Raw genomic sequence first — 16,517 nt, forward strand, 5'->3', positions numbered from 1 at the left:
GCTAATCTTCCTTTTTCAAAGCAGTCATTACATATACAGGATTTTGCGCCATCATCAAATTATAATTGCCCAAATGCTTGCTACGGGCAACAAAAACATTGACTATCTCCAGGGAGTAATCCTGACGATCCCTGTAGTAGGCCGCAACCTCCGCCAGCGTTTCCACCGTAATGGCGTTGATTACCACGCGGCAGCCGCTGTTCTTGGCGTAGATTACGTCCAGCATTTCACACAAATCGCCGCCGCTGCCGCCTACGAAAACGCAGTCGGGGGCGGGCATGGAGCGAATATTTTCCAAGGCCTCACCCGCTACGATCTCCAGATTCTGCACGCCGAACAGCGCTTTGTTCTTCCCCAGCAGCTCTACCGCCACCGGATTGCGCTCAAAGGCCCACACTTTACCATCCTTAGCCAGCAGTGCCAGCTCGATGGAGCAGGAGCCCGTGCCGGCGCCGATATCATAAATCAGATCCGTCGCTTTAGGCATCAGCTTGGACATGGATACGCTGCGTACCTCCTGCTTGGTCATGGGCACCTTGCTGCGCAAAAACAGCTCGTCGGCCAAACCGTGTACTATGGGGGCAAAGCCGCCGGCCTTCTCGTTGAGCAGCATCATCACGGACAAAGACGGAAACTGCAAGGCACTAATCTGTTCCGCCGTGCCGCTGGTAATCTTCTCTTCGGGATAGGACAGGTTTTCGCCCACATAGACCTGCACATGCCCCAGGCCATGCTCGCACAGCTGTGCGCACAGGCTTTGCGGCGAATTGTCGCCGCCGGTCAAAGAAAAGACCTTTTTGTTCTGCGCAACCGCAGTCACAAGGTTCTGCTGCCTGCCGTGCATGCTGACGATTTTAGCGTCGTCCCAGGCCATTTGCAGCTTGGCGGCAAAATACACCAAGCTGCTAATGCCGCAGTAACGCACACATTCGCAGTCCGGCAGCTTGCCGCTGATGGTCCTGGCCAGACTGAAAAAACCCACGTCGCCGGAAACCAGCACCGCTATCACGTCCTTTTCAGGATCGGCCTGCGCGGCAATTGCGGCAATAGCGGAGGTCTTGATAGTATCATATACCTTTTTACCGTTTTCTGCAAAGGCAGAAAGCATTCTTTTATCGCCAATCAAAATATTGCTTTCGGCAATAGCCTGACGGGCAGCGCCGGTCAAAAGATCGGGATTGCCGGGGCCGATACCGATTATATTTACTCTAAGCATTGCTGTTCTCCTACAATACCACTGGCAGCTGATTTATACTTTTCGCGCAGATAAGCGATTATCTCGCTAAAACCTGCGCCGCTTTCCTGTCCGGAACGTCCGATGACGATCAGCCTGGCTCCGGCCGCTTCCGCAGCCTCCGCCTTTTCCTCAAAACCGCCCACACTGCCCGAATCCTTAGTCACCATATACTTGCTGCCGAATTTTTTCAGCATGGCGATATTCAGATCCCTGGCGAAGGGTCCCTGCATACATACGATATGCGCGGGCTTATATCCCAGGCTCAAGGCGCTTTGCAGGCTGCTTTCCATGGGCAGAATGCGCAGAGCTATACGCTCGGCATAATCCTTGACCGCTGTAAAATCAGGCAGGTTTTTGCTGCCTGTGGTCAGAAAGATGTTGCCCTCCAAATGGTTAAGCAGCTCCACCGCCTCGCCGAAATCATGGACAGTAATATAATTGCCGCTCTCGCCTGCCGGTCGCACCAAGCGCAGGTAATGGCAGCCCTCTTTTTCGCAGGCCGCTTTCACCGTCGCCGTCACCACCGTAGCGTAGGGATGGGTAGCGTCGATAACGCAGTCGGGCCTGTGCTGGCGCAGAAAGGCTCGCATCGTCTCCTCGTCCATGCGCTCGGCTACAACGGTTAAATTATCCTGAGGCTCGATCAGTGCCGCTCCGTACTGCGTGGCTACGCTGACGAAAAGCTGCACCGGATAGGACGCCAGCTCCTTAATCAGACGGCGGCCTTCGCTGGTGCCGCCAATCAGCCAAATAACCGGTTTCATGCCAGCTTGTAACCGCGCGGGGTTACTAAACGGCCGTTGATTACCTCGGTCTGCGTATTGCCGATAATAACGGTGGAGAACATGTCCACCTCTTTATCGCGCAGCTCTGCCAAAGTGGTCAGCTCGTAGGACTGACCCTCGCGGCCGATATTGCGCACGATACCTGCGGGAATAGTGCCCGGCTGGTTCTGCAGCATAATATCGCAGGCCTTTTGCAGGTAGTCGTGGCGCTTAAAGCTGGACGGATTGTACAGGCAGATGCAGAAATCAGCCTTGGAAGCGCAGTCCAGACGTTTCGCAATCTTTTCCCAGGGAGTCAGCAAATCGCTGAGGGAAATCAGGCAGAAATCGCTGATCAGCGGCGCGCCCAAAACAGCTGCGCCGGAGCAGGCAGCCGTAATGCCGGGAATAACCTCTATTTCAATTTCCGGATGCTCCTTAGCTACCTGGCACATAATACCGGCCATGCCGTATACGCCTGCGTCGCCGCTGGAAATCATAGCCACGGTCTTGCCCTTCAAGGCTTCGTCCAGCGCCAGCTTGCAGCGGTCAACCTCCTTGCGCATACCTGTGGAAAGAAATTCCTTCCCGGCAAAATCTTCTTTTATCAGATTAACATATACATGGTAGCCGGCAATCACGTCGCAGGCCATAAGAGCGTCGTAGGCTCTTTTCGTCATTTGCTCAACACCGCCGGGGCCCAGGCCCACAACATATAATTTGGACATTTTGCACCATCCTTACTTAGTTTTAAGACCCGTATGTCCAAAATCCAACACCAGGTCCTCTGCCGCCACAGCCAGCGTTACGCCGTTCAGGCTCGTTTTGCGCAGCAACAGCCTGCCGCCTGCACTGTCCTTCACAGCGCTGCGCTCGCAGACATTGCTGACGCCCACCACGCTCTGCACAAAGGAAGAAGGCGTAAAATCGCCCTCCACCGCGTTCAGCTCAACGGCGGTATAAAAAGCGGCAGGAAAGTTATATTTACGGGCAAAGGCCAATAGCCCCTGCTCGTCTTTTTTCAAATCTACGGAAGCGATACCGGCCACGCAGCGTTTATCCAGCCCAAGGGCTTCCAGCTGCGGCAGTACCAGCGCTTCTATATTTTCCAAAGGCGTATTGCGGCGGCAGCCGATGCCCAGATGCACAATGCGTGGCAGCAGGCGTACTGTAGTAGCGAACGGCTGCAAATTTTTGTTCAGCGTTACCGCCATGCCAACCGGCAGGCTGTCGCTTAGTTCCACCTGCCGCGGCAGCTCGCCCTGAATTTGTACGCCCGCGTCCACATATAGCCCGACTTTTTGATTATCCACCAGCGCGGCGGCAAAATCTTTAGCCGCTTTCAGCGAACACAAAACCATAGCGTTACGCGCCGCCCATTCGTCCACGGCAAACAAGCCGTTGACGTCGGTAGCGGTAGTCACGCAGGCCGCAGCGCCTAAAGCGGCCGCCAGGCAACGGGCCATTTCATTAGCGCCGCCGATATGCCCTGACAAAAGCGGAATGACAAAATTCCCACGCTCGTCCAGTGACAGTACCGCCGGATCGGTCAGCTTGCTTTTGATAAAGGGCGCGATAGTGCGCACAGCAATCCCCACAGCGCCCACAAAAACCAGCGTCTGGCAGCGGTTAAAATCTGCGGCGCAGACTGCGTTATGGTCGGGCAGCATAGGCTCCAGCCCCGTCTGCTCCGCATACCTGGCTGTAGTGCGGTTAGTCACCTCATAGCCCACGCTCTGCAAATATCGGCATACCTTTTTGCTCAACTCCGCCCCGCGGACGGAAAAGGAATAGATTGCCGCCTGCATAACGCTTATTTAACCTCTGGTTTTATGTTCAGCTTGCTGGGGTCCGCCTCGCGGAAGCCGTGAGCGAAAGTCGGGTTATACAGCTCGCTGCGGTCGTATTCGTTGCCCAGGAAGCCGCCGACGGTAATCAGCGCGGTTTTGTTGATGCCGTACTTAGCGGCGCTTTCAGCCAGAGTGCCGACGGTGCAGCGAATAACCTTTTCATCTGGCCAGCTGGCCTTGTAAACGATGGCTGCCGGCGTATCGTTGGTGTAACCGCCCTTAACCAGCTCCACCTGTAATTTTTCCAGCATACCGCTGCTCAGGAAGATAACCATAGTAGCCTTGTGCGCCGCATAATCGGCAATCTTCTGATGGTTCGGCACGGGAGTGCGTCCCTCCATACGAGTAATAATTACGGATTGGCTTACGTTGGGCAGAGTGTATTCCGCTTTCAGAACGGCGGCGGCAGCGCAGAAGGAGCTTACGCCGGGCACAATTTCGTAATCCAGATTGTAACCGCGCAGCAGGTCGATCTGCTCGCGGTGCGCGCCGTAAACGCTGGGGTCGCCGGTGTGCAGGCGTACAACCAGCTTACCCTCCTGAGCGGCGGGAACCATGGCCGCAATAACCTCTTCCAAGGTCATGTGGGCGCTGTTCATAATCACGCATTCGGGCTTGCAGTATTTCAGCAGTTCGGGATTGACCAGGGAGCCTGCATAAATGCACAGATCCGCCTTTTCCAATAATTCTTTACCTTTTACAGTAATCAAATCAGCAGCTCCGGGGCCTGCGCCAATAAAATAAATCATTACTTATCAAACTCCTTTTCTTTCACCAAAATAACCGAGAAATAACTGCTGGCAGGATCGATTTCCTCCAGATTGCGGTACACCTTCTCGCCCGGCAGACCGCAGCGTTCTACCATGCCTGCGTTTTTAATCAGGCCCTTAGCGCGCAGCTCGTCGCGCACACGGCCAATCTCGCTGGCGGATTTCATCAGCACCTTATTGCCGGGGCCGTCCAAAAATTTCGAGGATTCCTTATAGCTGCCGGGCAGCACAATCAAGGGTTCCGCCCTTTCGCACAGGGAAGTATTCAGCTTAGCAGCCACGGCGCAAATAGATGTTACTCCCGCCACCAGCTCGGCGTCGTAGCCGTCGGCCAGCACCAGCTTATGCACATAAATGCAGGTTGCGTAAACCGTAGGGCAGCCCAAGGTGATAAACACCACGTTCTTACCTTCATCCAGCAGCTTCTCAATGGCGTCGGCGCCCTCGCGGTGAGCCTTATCCATTGCAGCCATATTCTTTGTCATCGGCATATAGATGATTACTTGTTCCTTTTCGTCCAGATTAACGATCTGATTAACGATTTCCTTTGCCGTCATCACATCAGTGTCGCCTTTAGGCAACGCTACTACGTCGCACTCCTTCAGCAAACGCACAGATTTCAGCGTCATCAGTTCTGGATCGCCAGGGCCAATACCAACGCTATAAAGTTTACCTCTCATAGTCACTCACATTCTCCTTTTTGCTTGTGTAATTGGATTAAATCATCTGCATACTTAGTTTTGCCCAAAATGCCGTAAACATTAGAAAACATCAAAGCTGCAGTTTTTATTTTGCCATGCACCCTATGCTGCATGTAAAAATCAATTTTTTCCGTTACTTTTTCAATAACGGGCTCGAATAAATGCTCCCGCTGCAAAATCTTCGTAACCTCGTCGGTAGTCAGGCAGCCGTAAATTTCCTTGCCCACCTCTACCGAAGCGCCATGGAACATAGCCTCCAGCGCAAACAGCTCCGTGCGGCAGTCCGCGTATTTGGAATGGGTATTCATCACACCCTGGGCCAGCTTCACCAGCTTGCCGGAATGGCCTATCAAAAGCAGCGTCTCAAAGCCGCAGAATACGGCGTAATCCAAAAGCTCGCCGACGAAATTGCTGCAGGTAACCGCGCCCTCCAAATCCAGGTGCATAATATCGCGGGTAAAGTCCTCGCCGTAATTGCCGAAAAATACCAAGAGATTTTTGTTGCCCCTGGCCTGCTGCGCCTTGATTTCCACATACATGGTTTCAATCAGCGCCTTTTCGCTCATAGGCTCCACAATACCGCTGGTTCCCAGCACCGACAGTCCGCCGATAATGCCTAAACGGGGATTGAAGGTTTTCTTGGCAATCTCCACGCCTGCGGGCATAGAAATAGTTACCAGCAGGCCGCCCTTATAGCCCTCCTGCTCCATCACCTGCCGCACCTCGGCTGTAATCATGCGTCTTGGCGTCGGGTTAATAGCCGGCCCGCCCACCTGACAGGCAAGTCCGGGCTTCGTTACGCGGCCCACGCCTACGCCGCCTTCGATGGTCACGCCGGGTTCAGCGCATTTTTCCACTCTGGCGTACACCAAAATCCCATGGGTATCGTCCGGATCGTCGCCGGAATCCTTGCGGATAGCGCAGCTGGCATAAGCGGCGGTAATCTCCACCTCCAAGGGCTCCAAATCCAGGACAATCCCCTTGGGCGTATCTATGCGCACCGTATCCACACGCTCGCCTGTAAGCAGCATTCTGGCTGCCGCCTTAGCCGCGGCCGTAGCGCAGCTGCCGGTCGTATAACCGCAGCGCAGGTTCTTGCCCTGCGAAAATTGATATTCCTCCACAGCCACTTCTCCTTTACAAGCTATCTTACCATATAAGATGAATTATTGATAATAAGAAAAGACTTCTGCCGAATCCGACAGAAGTCATAAAGACAGAATTTACTAATGACGATAACTCGCGGCAATTAGAAAACCCACTGTCTCCATCACTCGTGGATTCAGAGAACAGCGTAGGCTGGCTGCTGACTTAGACTTTGTGCCTGCACAGCGGCGGGACCGTATGGAGTGAACCATCTTACCATTTAGGCATACTGCACCTACACCAATAGCTTTGTTTATTATAGCATAAATCCGTATAAAATCCAATACCTTAACGATAAAAAACTCAGCCCTACTAGGAAAAGATATCGCATTGCCAAAGTATGGCGTCTTTAACGTATTAGCAAAGATTACTAGATGCAAATTTTTCTTTCCGCTATAAGGCTCAATAATCTTGCCGACGGCCCAGAGGGTTTATTGCGGCCAGACTCCCAAGCTTCGACTGTTTTTGTAGAAACGCCGAAATATTTAGCAAATAAATCCTGAGTGAAACCAATACCTTGACGTATTTGCTTAATTTCGCTGGAAGAAAAAGAGGACAAAGGCTCAATTTCTATATGGCGAATCGTTCTTTTTAAATTTTTAACCTTAGTATCGGCAATAGCTTCATTCAAAGCTCCAGCTAAAATACCAAAAGCTTCGCTCATGCTCCTCACTCCTCGTATAATATATTCAGAAGCCAAAAACAGCTTCCGTAAAATAACATATTTGTGTAATCGGCTTAGTCAAACCCATGATATAATGGACTTTACAAATTGGCCTCAAGAACATCAATTAAATCTCTTAATTCATTTCTTTCCGCTTTAGAAAGATTATCAATTTCATTTTTAGCGAAAACAGCTAACAAATATATAGTTTCTTTTATTTCAAAATCAACATAACAAACGCGTGTGCTACCGCTTTTACCACGACCTTCAAAAGCAAAACGCATTTTACGCATTTTTCCTGTGCCGCGTATTACGTCCCCTACTTTAGGATTTTGCAGCAGCTCATTTTCTAACCTTCTTAAATCTGTATCAGTAAATCCAAGATCTGCCCAAGCTTTGGAAAAAGCGCTGGTTTGGATAAAAGTCCTTTTTATTTCCACTAAATCAGCTCCCCCATAATTATTATACCCTATTGAATAGGGCTTTTCAAGAAGATCTAAAGCCAAGAACAAAGCGGCAATATTTTTACCGACAGAATTATTTTAACAAACAGCTTTTTCTACGTATATAGTTACAAACCAAATAGCATAAACATCCTCACGCTAACAACAGCTTCAGCAAAAATAAAATGCCGACAATAACGATAACCGGATGCAGCTCCTTACCCCTGCCGCTCAAAAGCTTCAGCAGCACATAAGAAATAACGCCGAAAACCAAGCCTTCGGAAATACTGTAGGTTACTACCATCATCAAGATAGTAACGAAGGCAGGAAATCCCTCCGTGTAATCCTTAAAATTGATAGCTGTTACATTTTCTGTCATGAATAACCCTACTATCAGCAGCGCAGGCGTTGTGGCGAAAGCAGGAACAGCAGTCAGAACAGGCGAAAACAGCAGCGCCACTAAAAACAACATAGCGGTTGTAAAGGCCGTCATACCCGTTCTGCCGCCGTCAGCCGCACCGGAGGCCGATTCCACAAAGGTAGTAACGGTAGAAGTCCCCAGGCAGGCGCCTATCGTAGTAGCTGCGGCATCGGCAAAAAGCGCGCCCTTAATGCGCGGCAGTTTACCGGTTTTGTCTAAAAAGCCGGCCTTTTCCGAAACGCCAATCAAAACTCCCAATGTATCGAATAAATCTACAAACAGGAAGGCAAATAATATAACGATAAAATCAAAAATAGAAATACCGGAAAAGCTCAGCTGCCCGGCGATGGGCATTATACTGGGAGGCATGGCCATAATCCCGGAAGGAATCAAGGAATAGGCTCCGCTTGCCGCATCGATATGATACAGACCTGTAAGCTGGCATACAATGCCTAACACCCAGGTAATGAGAATGCCAAACAGCAGCGCTCCCATCACTTTTCGTATTACCAGTACCAGCGTAATAACCGTACCAATCAGCGCCAAGGCCACCGGCACAGATTTAACATTCCCCAAAGCCACGCAGGTAGCGGCGTTATTAACAACTATATTGGCATTTTGCAGGCCGATAAAGGCGATATACAAACCGATGCCTACGCTGACGGCCTTCTTCATGTTCATAGGAATAGCGTTAAAAATTGCTTCACGCACATTAACAGCCGAAAGGAAAATAAAAATCAAGCCCTCTACAAAAACAGCAGCTAAAGCCGTCCGCCAGCTATAGCCATACTGCAAAACCACAGTATAGGCAAAATAAGCGTTCAGGCCCATTCCAGGCGCCAAAGCGAAAGGATAATTAGCGAAAAAAGCCATAAACAACGTACCTAAAGCCGCCGAAAGACAGGTAACAGTCAGTAAGGCGTTATAATCCATGCCGGTTCTGGCTAAAATACTGGGATTAACCACCAAAATATACGCCATAGTCATAAAGGTAGTCAAACCGGCCGTAATTTCTGTTTTCATGGTAGTATTATTTTCTTTCAGCTTAAAACGCCTTTCAAAAAATTTCACAGCACTTCCTCCCCATACATCGAAATATATATCAAGTATAACATAAATATCCGTTATGCTGACATAAAATTTCCTACTTTTTGATTAGAAGAACCGTCAAACCGTGCAAGGCTCCCTTGCATGGGAGCCTTTTTAGATCGATATACTGAACTGCGCTTACTACCTTATGTTAATGATGCCATTTTGCCGCAGCCTTTTAATACTTTCCTCCATGGTCAGCATTCCTAACCTGCCGCCCATCTGAATATAAGATGACAGCTGATGTATCTGTCCCTCGCGAATCAAGGTACGTAGCGCGTCCGTAGCGATAAGCAGCTCAAAAGCCGCAACACGCCCTTTCCCATCAGCCCGCGGCAGCAACTTTTGACAAGCTACAGCTTGTAAGCAGGCTGCCAGCTGACTGCGCGCCTGCTGCTGATTCTGCGGCAGCGCTTCTAAAATACGGCTGACGCTGCTGCTTACGTCGCCGGTGTGCATGGTAGCCAAAACTAAATGCCCCGTTTCCGCCGCAGTCAGCGCAATAGCTATGCTTGCCGCATCCCGCAGCTCGCCTACCAAAATGACATCCGGATCTTCACGCAGAGCGCTGCGCAGGCCGCTGGCAAAGCTTTCGGTATCACGCCCCACCTCCCGCTGATGAATCAGCGCCAGCCCCGCCTCGTAACAATATTCTACAGGGTCCTCCAGCGTCACAATATGCAAGGCCTGCGTACGGTTAAGCTGCTGTACCAACGCCGCCAGCGTAGTACTTTTGCCGCTACCGGTCGGTCCCGTAACCAATATCAGTCCCTGCCGCTTTTCTAATTGCCGGCACAAAGCGTCAGGCAAGCCTAAAGCAACGCAATCAGGCGCAGTATCGCTCAACAAGCGTATTGCCGCCGCATATTCGCCTCTCTGGCGGAAAACATTCCAACGACAGCGTTGCCCCTGCCCGTCCGTCCAAGCGCAGTCCGCTTCCCCTTGCCGTTTTAAAGCATCTTGCGCCCAAACAGGCAACAAAGCTATAGCAGCGGCTAAGTCCTCCCGGCTCACTATTCGTTCTGCCAGCGGCTGCAAAATCCCCAAGACACGCATTACAGGCACACAGCCAATAGTCAAATGCAGGTCTGACGCGCCTGCCACCCTGGCTTTTTGCAATAAATCATTCAACATAACCCCGCTCCTCGCTTATCCCTACACGCCACAGCTCCGCTACCGTAGTCAGCCCTGCCAGCGCCTTATCCCTGCCGTCGGCATACAGGCTGCGCCAGCCGTTGTCAGCACCGGCCTGCAGCAGCGCAGCACGCGGTGCACGGCAGCTGATGAGTTCTGCCAGATTTTCCTCCACCGGTAAAAGCTCCTGTACCGCTAGCCGTCCCCAGTACCCGGTACGGCGGCAGCAGCTGCAGCCCCTGCCGCGACGCAAAGTATTTAATCCATTGACCATTCCCAAATAACGCCGCTCGGCAGCCTCCGGTGCATATTCCTCGCTACAATGCGGGCAAACACGCCGCACCAAACGCTGAGCAAGCACGCCCCGCAGCACGGCAGCCAGCAGATAGGGCGCAACCCCCATATCCAACAGCCGCGCTATCGCGCCTACGGCGCTATTAGTATGCAGCGTACTTAAAACAAGGTGCCCCGTTAGCGCCGCCTGCACGGCCATAGCGGCCGTTTCCCGGTCGCGTATCTCGCCCAGCATAATGATATCCGGATCCTGCCGCACCAGAGCCCGCAGGCCCGCAGCAAAATCAAGTCCGGCCTTGCGGTTCACCGCCACCTGATTAACGCCGGGCAGCTTGTATTCCACCGGGTCTTCAATAGTCACCAAATTCAGGCCCTCCTGCTGCAATTCCCGCAGCGTGGCGTACAAAGCGGTGGTCTTGCCGCTGCCGGTCGGTCCCGTAAGCAGTAATAATCCATTGCCCGACTGGCACATTCTTTTATACAAGCTGAAATTATCCTCGCTCAGCCCCAGCCCCGATAAAGCCAAAAGCTGCTGCTCTCTCTGCAAAATACGAATTGCCGCTTTCTCGCCGTTAATCGTCGGCAAAGTAGACAAGCGCAAATCAATCTGACAGCCCTCCCGCTGCAGCTGCCAGCGCCCATCCTGAGGCACGCGCTTTTCAGCAATATCCATACCCGACTGCACCTTGAGCTGGGTCAGCAGCGTACTGTATTGGCTCAAGGGCAAACGGCACAGCTCCTGCAATAGTCCGTCCACCCTGATACGCACGCACACGCCGTCCTCCAAAGGCTCCACGTGTACGTCGCTGGCTCGCAGCTCTATAGCCTGCCATAACAGCTGCTGTGCCAATTTACTTGTATTATTCATCTCCATCTGTTTAGCTCCTCTAGCTTTTATTATCGCGCGCTGCAGCATTCGCTACTATCATTCTAACAGAATTTTTTCTTTTTGCAAGATACTTATCAAAATTTTCTAATTTTTCTCTATTTTATCTTGCAAAGACTTTTTTCTTGGGTTACAATATGATTGATGCATCAAGTACCAAACGCAAAAAAGGAGAAATCATGAAAAATCTATTAAGCCTTCTTATTCTGTTAGCCGCCTTTACATTATTTTATTTCAATGCACCCGTAAGCTGCTTTGCCCAGGCAGAAAACCGTAATCCCTTTCTGGCTCCGGCTTCCCTGCGCCAACCGATTGCAGCGCCTGCCGCCGTTCCGGCGCCGCAACCGCCCGCTATACTGCAGGTACATACACTCAGCTACGCCAAAGCCGTCGAAGCTGCCGACGCCTTGAAAGGCTTATTTAAAGGTCAGCTGAGCGTGGACTCCATTACTAACAGTTTATTGCTGCACAGTACGTCGCAGGAACAGCAAAAGCTGGCGGACGTACTGCGCCGGTTAGACGTCCCCAGCAAACAAGTAACGCTGGAAGCTAAAATTATCGCTGTCAGCCAGGAGCATAACAAGAGTCTGGGCGTTAACTGGAACTGGGATACTATTCCGCAACGCGGTACCGACGACAACAACGAAGACACGGATGCCGACGCCAATAGCTATGACGGCAATTTTAAATTCTGGCACGGCTACGCCTTTCGCTTCAACGCTACGCTTAACGCCCTCATCAGCCGGGGCAAAGCTAAAGTATTGGCTACGCCGCGCATCATCACCATTCCCGGCAAAGAAGCCAGCATTTTTATCGGCGACCATATTCCTGTGCAGACAGAAAAGCACGATAACAGCGGTTCCTATATGTCCACAGAATATCTGGACGCCGGTATTAAGCTGCAATATACGCCCCTGGTCAGTAGCGACGGACGCATGGTCACAGCTCAGGTACACACAGAAGTCAGTACTCCCATCCTTATCAGCGAACTGCATAATTACCGCATTACCAGCCGTACTGCGGATACTAACGTGCGCATGTTCAGCGGCGAAACCTTAGTCATCGGCGGCTTAATCAACGAAGAAGAACAAAACTCGCTGCAAAAGGTTCCCTTCCTGGGCGACCTGCCTCTGTTAGGTAATCTGTTTAAAAGCCGCACCAAAAAACGCAGCAAGGTAGAAGTGCTGCTGCTTTTAACGCCTCACATTACGGAAGCAGGCGTCTCCCCCGCAATTTATAACCAGGCTTTAAGCCAGGAAAAAAGACCCGCAGCATAAAAAAGCTGCCTGCATAATGCAGGCAGCCGGAAATATATAAGTTTTATATAAGTTTTTACTATGACCAAGCTCCAAAAACCATTGTAAACGATGTAAGGACTGCCGCCATAAGCAGCAGTCCTTGATTCTTGTTTAAGCGTTAAAATTAGTGGTTTTTACGCTCGTTGAAGCAATCGCGGCAGTATACCGGACGATCGTTGGAGGGTTTGAAGGGAACCATGGTTTCCTTACCGCATTCAGCGCAAACTGCGGGGAACATTTCGCGTTGAGGACGCTCGGTAGCGATGCCCATGCGTTGTTTACGAGCCTGACGGCAAGCCGGGCAGCGGCGGGGTTCGTTGGTGAAGCCCTTTTCTTCATAAAATTCTTGCTCGGAAGCGGTGAATACGAATTCGTTGCCGCACTCGCAGCAGGTTAAAGTCTTGTCTTCTTTCATTGTTTGATCACTCCTAATCATAGATAACACATACCCCACAGAACGCCTTAAGATCTACTCGCGCTTTCCTCCGTCATCTATGATAGAAGAAGTTAGTAACTTAAACGGACCACTGAGATACACTAATATCAGTATATATTAGCAACTAACAAAAGTCAACAAAAGTTATGTAAATTATTGCATCTTACGGTAAAAATTTCACAGCCTGCTTAAACAACGTGCGCCTCCACGCTGCCGGCCAGAAAATCCGCCACGTTCATCGTATCCACGCACAACGATCCCTGCCAGTCGCTCAAGGTAGATACGGACACGTTATAGACGCTCAAGCGCCACAAATTATTCAGCGGAATGCCCAAGGCCAGGCATAGCTGCAAACGGATAATACCGCCGTGGGATACGATGGCAATATTCTTATCGTGGCCCTGCTCGGCAAAAATCTGCTCAAAGGCCAGCCGACAGCGCCGCTGCGCGGCGGCGAAGGTTTCGCCGTTAGGCGGCTCCCACTCGGCCGGGCGATGCAAAAAGGCTTCCATTTCTTTAGGCCAACGGCGGTTGATTTCACCGTACTCCAGACCCTCCCAATCGCCGAAGCTGATTTCCTTCAGTAAATCCATGGGCTTATAGGCTAAATTCTTGCTCAAAGCCAGCTCGGCGGCCGTCATGCAGGCGCGCAGCATGGAGCTGCAATAAATAACGTCGATCCGCTTATCGGCCATATACCGCGCCATCTGCCGCGCCTGCGCCAGTCCGGTGCCGTTCAGCGGCAAATCCATCTGCCCCTGAAAGCGATGCCCCTTGTTGCTATCCGTTTCGCCGTGGCGGATTAAATAAATTTTGCCCATCCTATTCAGCCTTCTCCTTTTTTACCTGCTCGGCTAAGGAAAATTCTTTCATTTCCACATGCACGCCCGCTTCCTCAAAGGTTTCCATTTCTTTATAGGCCTTCAGCCCGGCGTTGAACAGCGTAAAGCACAAAGCCGCGCCCTCGCCCGCGCCGTCGGGAATATGCAAACGCAACGGCGCGGTCAGGCCTAACGCCGCCAGCGCTTCCTCTGCGCCCGGCTCGGCCGACACGTGCCCGGCAAAGCAATAATCGAGCGCGGCGGGAGCCAACGCCACAGCCGCTTGCGCCGCCTTACAGGTAGCCACGCCGTCCAGCATCACCGCTACGCGCATGGACGCAGCCTGCAAAATACCGCCAACCATAGCGGCGCGCACTACAGCGTCGTCCACGTCCGCCAAGCAGCCGAAGCCGATTAAACCCAGGCCGTTTTCATGCACCAGCTCCTGCACCAACGCGGCGCCTTCCTCCATAGCGTCGGTCTCGTTGTCGGATGTTACTACCAAAGCTACGGCCTTAGCGCCCGTTTCTGCCGCCAGCACGTTGACGGGGCATTGAGCGTGCATAATCTTTTCCGCCTGCGCAATTTTATCCACAGAACACCACACCAGTAAATCGCGCTTGGGGTACTCCAAATCCAGCTTATTGTATTCGCCGACGATGGCGGCGTAACGCGCCGTCATCTGCTCCAGCTGCGCCAGACTGCCCACAGGCTTAATCAGCGCGTCAAAGCGGGCCTGCGCCAGCTTGGCGCAGTTTTTATCGGAGGGCGTAATTTTTTGAATAATTTCTTCTATATGCATAACTATCTCCTCTATATAATATATATGGCGCACATCAAATAAACAACGACGCCGCATTCAGTCAAAAAGCCGTAGGTATCGCCGGTCAACCCGCCCAGCTGTCCCGTAAGGAAGCGGGCAATGCACTGGCACAGGGCAAAAGCCGCCAAGGCCGTGTATAAATACGGCAGGCCGCAGGCCGCTACCAGCGCCGCGCACAAGCCAAAGGCCACATAGGTGTACCAGGGCTTGGCATAGGCCTTGAACATCAGGCCGATACCCTGCTTACGCGGATACGGATAGTTGATAATATAGCTGACCATAAAGGTGCGCGTGCAGACGTACATAGCCACCAGCGCATAGGACAGCTTCACCGGCGCCAGCGTCGTATAGGCAGCCACCTTCAAAAGCACAATGCACACCAGCGCAATAACGGCATTGGAGCCCACATGGCTGTCCTTCATAATCTCCAGCATACGTTCCCGGTCGCGGGCGCTGAACACGCCGTCGGACGTATCCATAAAGCCGTCGTACATCAGCGCGCCGATAATCAAAAGCTCCGCCAGAATCAGCATCACCGCCCGCATCAAAGCAGGCGTATGCAGGTAATACAGCCCGTAATTTACCGCGCCCATAAAAAGGCCCATGACCAGACCCACGAGCGGGAAGTACGGCACACTGCGGCTGAAATCGTCGTCGCGCCAATCGGTGCGGTGGGAAAAGCGCAGTCTGGTCAAAAATTCCAGACAGGTTACAAAATCGCGCATAGCCTCACCTGCTTAAAGTATTGTACACGTCCAGCGCCGCCTGCAAAACCACGATGGCCAGGCTGGCGCCCGTGCCCTCGCCCAAGCGCATACCAGCGTCCACAATGGGCGTCAGGCGCATTATTTCCAGCATTTTTTTGTGGGAAATATCGCTGCTCAAATGCGAGCACAGCATATAATCGCGGCTTTCGGGATACAGGCCGTAAGCCAAAAGAGCCGCCGCCGTAGCGTTCACGCCGTCCACCATGGTCGGCACACGGCGGCGGGCAGCGCCGATGATGACGCCCGCCAGACCTGCGTGGTCGTAGCCGCCCACCTTGCACAGCACGTCCATAGCGTCGCCCTCTACCGGTTTATTCTGCGCCAGCCCGTCGATAACCACCTGCCGCTTAATCTTCATGCGCTCATCGTTGATACCGCTGCCGCGACCCACCGTCAACAGTGGGTCCAGCCCCATAAAAGCGCTGGCGATGGCGGCGGTGGACGTAGTATTGCCAATGCCCATTTCGCCGGTATACAGCAAATTATAGCCCTTGTCAATGCACATATCGGCCATCTCGATGCCCACCTGCAAGGCTGCCTCCGCCTGCTCGCGGCTCATTGCCGGCCCTTGGGTAAAATCGTTCGTACCCCAGGCCACCTTTTTATGATACACCCTGTCCAAATCGCTTAAATCAAACGCCGTACCCACGTCGCACACGTACACGTCGGCCCTGGCGTGGCGCGCCAGCACCGTAGCGCCCGCCGTTTCGCGCATATAGCCGTTAATCATCTGGCGCGTTACCTCCTGCGGGTACGCGCTGACGCCGTACTTGGCGATACCATGGTCGCCGCACATCAGCACCATGGCCGAACGTAGCTTTTGGGGCAGCTCCGCGCCCGTCATGGCGGCGTATTGCACCACCATTTCCTCCAGCTTGCCCAAATCCTTGCCAAATTTATTGACGGTTTGCCAGCCCCGGCGCACCTCTTGCGCTCTGTCCTCGTCCAGAGCAGGAATCACTATTTTTTCCAT

Annotated in this window: 18 protein-coding genes; 1 reads left to right on the forward strand and 17 read right to left on the reverse strand. The window is 52.2% G+C overall.

Annotation, left to right across the window (positions count from 1 at the left end; translation table 11 throughout):
- Nucleotide 1: 1 nt before the first annotated feature.
- The 12 genes from cbiE to Q4E64_RS05125 form a co-directional block, all read right to left on the reverse strand.
- Nucleotides 2-1,216: a precorrin-6y C5,15-methyltransferase (decarboxylating) subunit CbiE gene (gene cbiE, locus Q4E64_RS05070; protein ID WP_303166655.1), complete on the reverse strand. Its 1,215-nt coding sequence runs from the start codon at nt 1,214-1,216 to the stop codon at nt 2-4.
- Nucleotides 1,204-2,001 (reverse strand): precorrin-6A reductase, encoded by a 798-nt coding sequence (gene cobK, locus Q4E64_RS05075; RefSeq protein ID WP_303166657.1) that lies wholly within the window; start codon nt 1,999-2,001, stop codon nt 1,204-1,206. Before cobK ends, cbiE begins: the two co-directional genes overlap by 13 nt.
- On the reverse strand, nt 1,998-2,729 hold the full coding sequence (gene cobJ / locus Q4E64_RS05080; protein WP_303166659.1) for a precorrin-3B C(17)-methyltransferase: 732 nt from the start codon (nt 2,727-2,729) through the stop codon (nt 1,998-2,000). The genes cobK and cobJ overlap by 4 nt, the downstream gene beginning before the upstream one ends.
- A 12-nt stretch (nt 2,730-2,741) precedes the next feature.
- Nucleotides 2,742-3,809 carry a cobalt-precorrin 5A hydrolase gene (locus Q4E64_RS05085; RefSeq protein WP_303166661.1) on the reverse strand — a complete coding sequence of 356 codons (1,068 nt, stop codon included), beginning with the start codon at nt 3,807-3,809 and terminating at the stop codon, nt 2,742-2,744.
- Nucleotides 3,810-3,814: 5 nt separating this feature from the next.
- On the reverse strand, nt 3,815-4,600 hold the full coding sequence (cobM, locus tag Q4E64_RS05090) for a precorrin-4 C(11)-methyltransferase (protein ID WP_303166662.1): 786 nt from the start codon (nt 4,598-4,600) through the stop codon (nt 3,815-3,817).
- Entirely contained in the window at nt 4,600-5,301 is a 702-nt protein-coding gene (cobI, locus tag Q4E64_RS05095; protein WP_303166663.1) for a precorrin-2 C(20)-methyltransferase, read from the reverse strand. Before cobI ends, cobM begins: the two co-directional genes overlap by 1 nt.
- Nucleotides 5,302-5,303: 2 nt before the next feature.
- Nucleotides 5,304-6,446 carry a cobalt-precorrin-5B (C(1))-methyltransferase CbiD gene (cbiD, locus tag Q4E64_RS05100; protein ID WP_303166665.1) on the reverse strand — a complete coding sequence of 381 codons (1,143 nt, stop codon included), beginning with the start codon at nt 6,444-6,446 and terminating at the stop codon, nt 5,304-5,306.
- 392 nt (nt 6,447-6,838) lie between these two features.
- On the reverse strand, nt 6,839-7,132 hold the full coding sequence (locus Q4E64_RS05105) for a DNA-binding transcriptional regulator (RefSeq protein WP_303166667.1): 294 nt from the start codon (nt 7,130-7,132) through the stop codon (nt 6,839-6,841).
- A gap of 101 nt (nt 7,133-7,233) precedes the next feature.
- Nucleotides 7,234-7,638, reverse strand: coding sequence for a type II toxin-antitoxin system RelE/ParE family toxin (locus Q4E64_RS05110; protein WP_303166668.1), 405 nt, complete (start codon nt 7,636-7,638; stop codon nt 7,234-7,236).
- 91 nt (nt 7,639-7,729) lie between these two features.
- Entirely contained in the window at nt 7,730-9,019 is a 1,290-nt protein-coding gene (locus Q4E64_RS05115; protein WP_368501517.1) for an NCS2 family permease, read from the reverse strand.
- A gap of 207 nt (nt 9,020-9,226) precedes the next feature.
- Nucleotides 9,227-10,219, reverse strand: a complete 993-nt coding sequence (locus Q4E64_RS05120) for a type IV pilus twitching motility protein PilT (protein WP_303166670.1) — start codon at nt 10,217-10,219, stop codon at nt 9,227-9,229.
- Nucleotides 10,209-11,387, reverse strand: a complete 1,179-nt coding sequence (locus tag Q4E64_RS05125) for a GspE/PulE family protein (protein WP_303166672.1) — start codon at nt 11,385-11,387, stop codon at nt 10,209-10,211. The genes Q4E64_RS05120 and Q4E64_RS05125 overlap by 11 nt, the downstream gene beginning before the upstream one ends.
- Nucleotides 11,388-11,578: 191 nt before the next feature.
- Between Q4E64_RS05125 and Q4E64_RS05130 the strand changes: the two genes are divergently transcribed.
- Entirely contained in the window at nt 11,579-12,676 is a 1,098-nt protein-coding gene (locus Q4E64_RS05130) for a type II secretion system protein GspD (protein WP_303166673.1), read from the forward strand.
- Between the two features lie 145 nt (nt 12,677-12,821).
- Here the strand turns inward: Q4E64_RS05130 and Q4E64_RS05135 are convergent, their stop codons facing one another.
- From Q4E64_RS05135 to cobT, 5 genes are all read right to left on the reverse strand, one after another.
- Complete coding sequence (locus Q4E64_RS05135) at nt 12,822-13,112, reverse strand: zinc-ribbon domain containing protein (protein ID WP_303166674.1); 291 nt, start codon at nt 13,110-13,112, stop codon at nt 12,822-12,824.
- A gap of 209 nt (nt 13,113-13,321) precedes the next feature.
- Complete coding sequence (locus Q4E64_RS05140) at nt 13,322-13,954, reverse strand: histidine phosphatase family protein (protein WP_303166675.1); 633 nt, start codon at nt 13,952-13,954, stop codon at nt 13,322-13,324.
- A 1-nt stretch (nt 13,955) separates the two neighbouring features.
- Nucleotides 13,956-14,756 (reverse strand): nicotinate-nucleotide--dimethylbenzimidazole phosphoribosyltransferase, encoded by an 801-nt coding sequence (locus tag Q4E64_RS05145; protein WP_303166677.1) that lies wholly within the window; start codon nt 14,754-14,756, stop codon nt 13,956-13,958.
- A gap of 11 nt (nt 14,757-14,767) precedes the next feature.
- On the reverse strand, nt 14,768-15,502 hold the full coding sequence (cobS, locus tag Q4E64_RS05150; protein WP_303166679.1) for an adenosylcobinamide-GDP ribazoletransferase: 735 nt from the start codon (nt 15,500-15,502) through the stop codon (nt 14,768-14,770).
- A gap of 4 nt (nt 15,503-15,506) precedes the next feature.
- Nucleotides 15,507-16,517, reverse strand: a complete 1,011-nt coding sequence (cobT, locus tag Q4E64_RS05155) for a nicotinate-nucleotide--dimethylbenzimidazole phosphoribosyltransferase (RefSeq protein WP_303166680.1) — start codon at nt 16,515-16,517, stop codon at nt 15,507-15,509.

The sequence above is a fragment of the Phascolarctobacterium sp. genome (genome assembly GCF_030531065.1).
Classification (GTDB): domain Bacteria; phylum Bacillota; class Negativicutes; order Acidaminococcales; family Acidaminococcaceae; genus Phascolarctobacterium_A.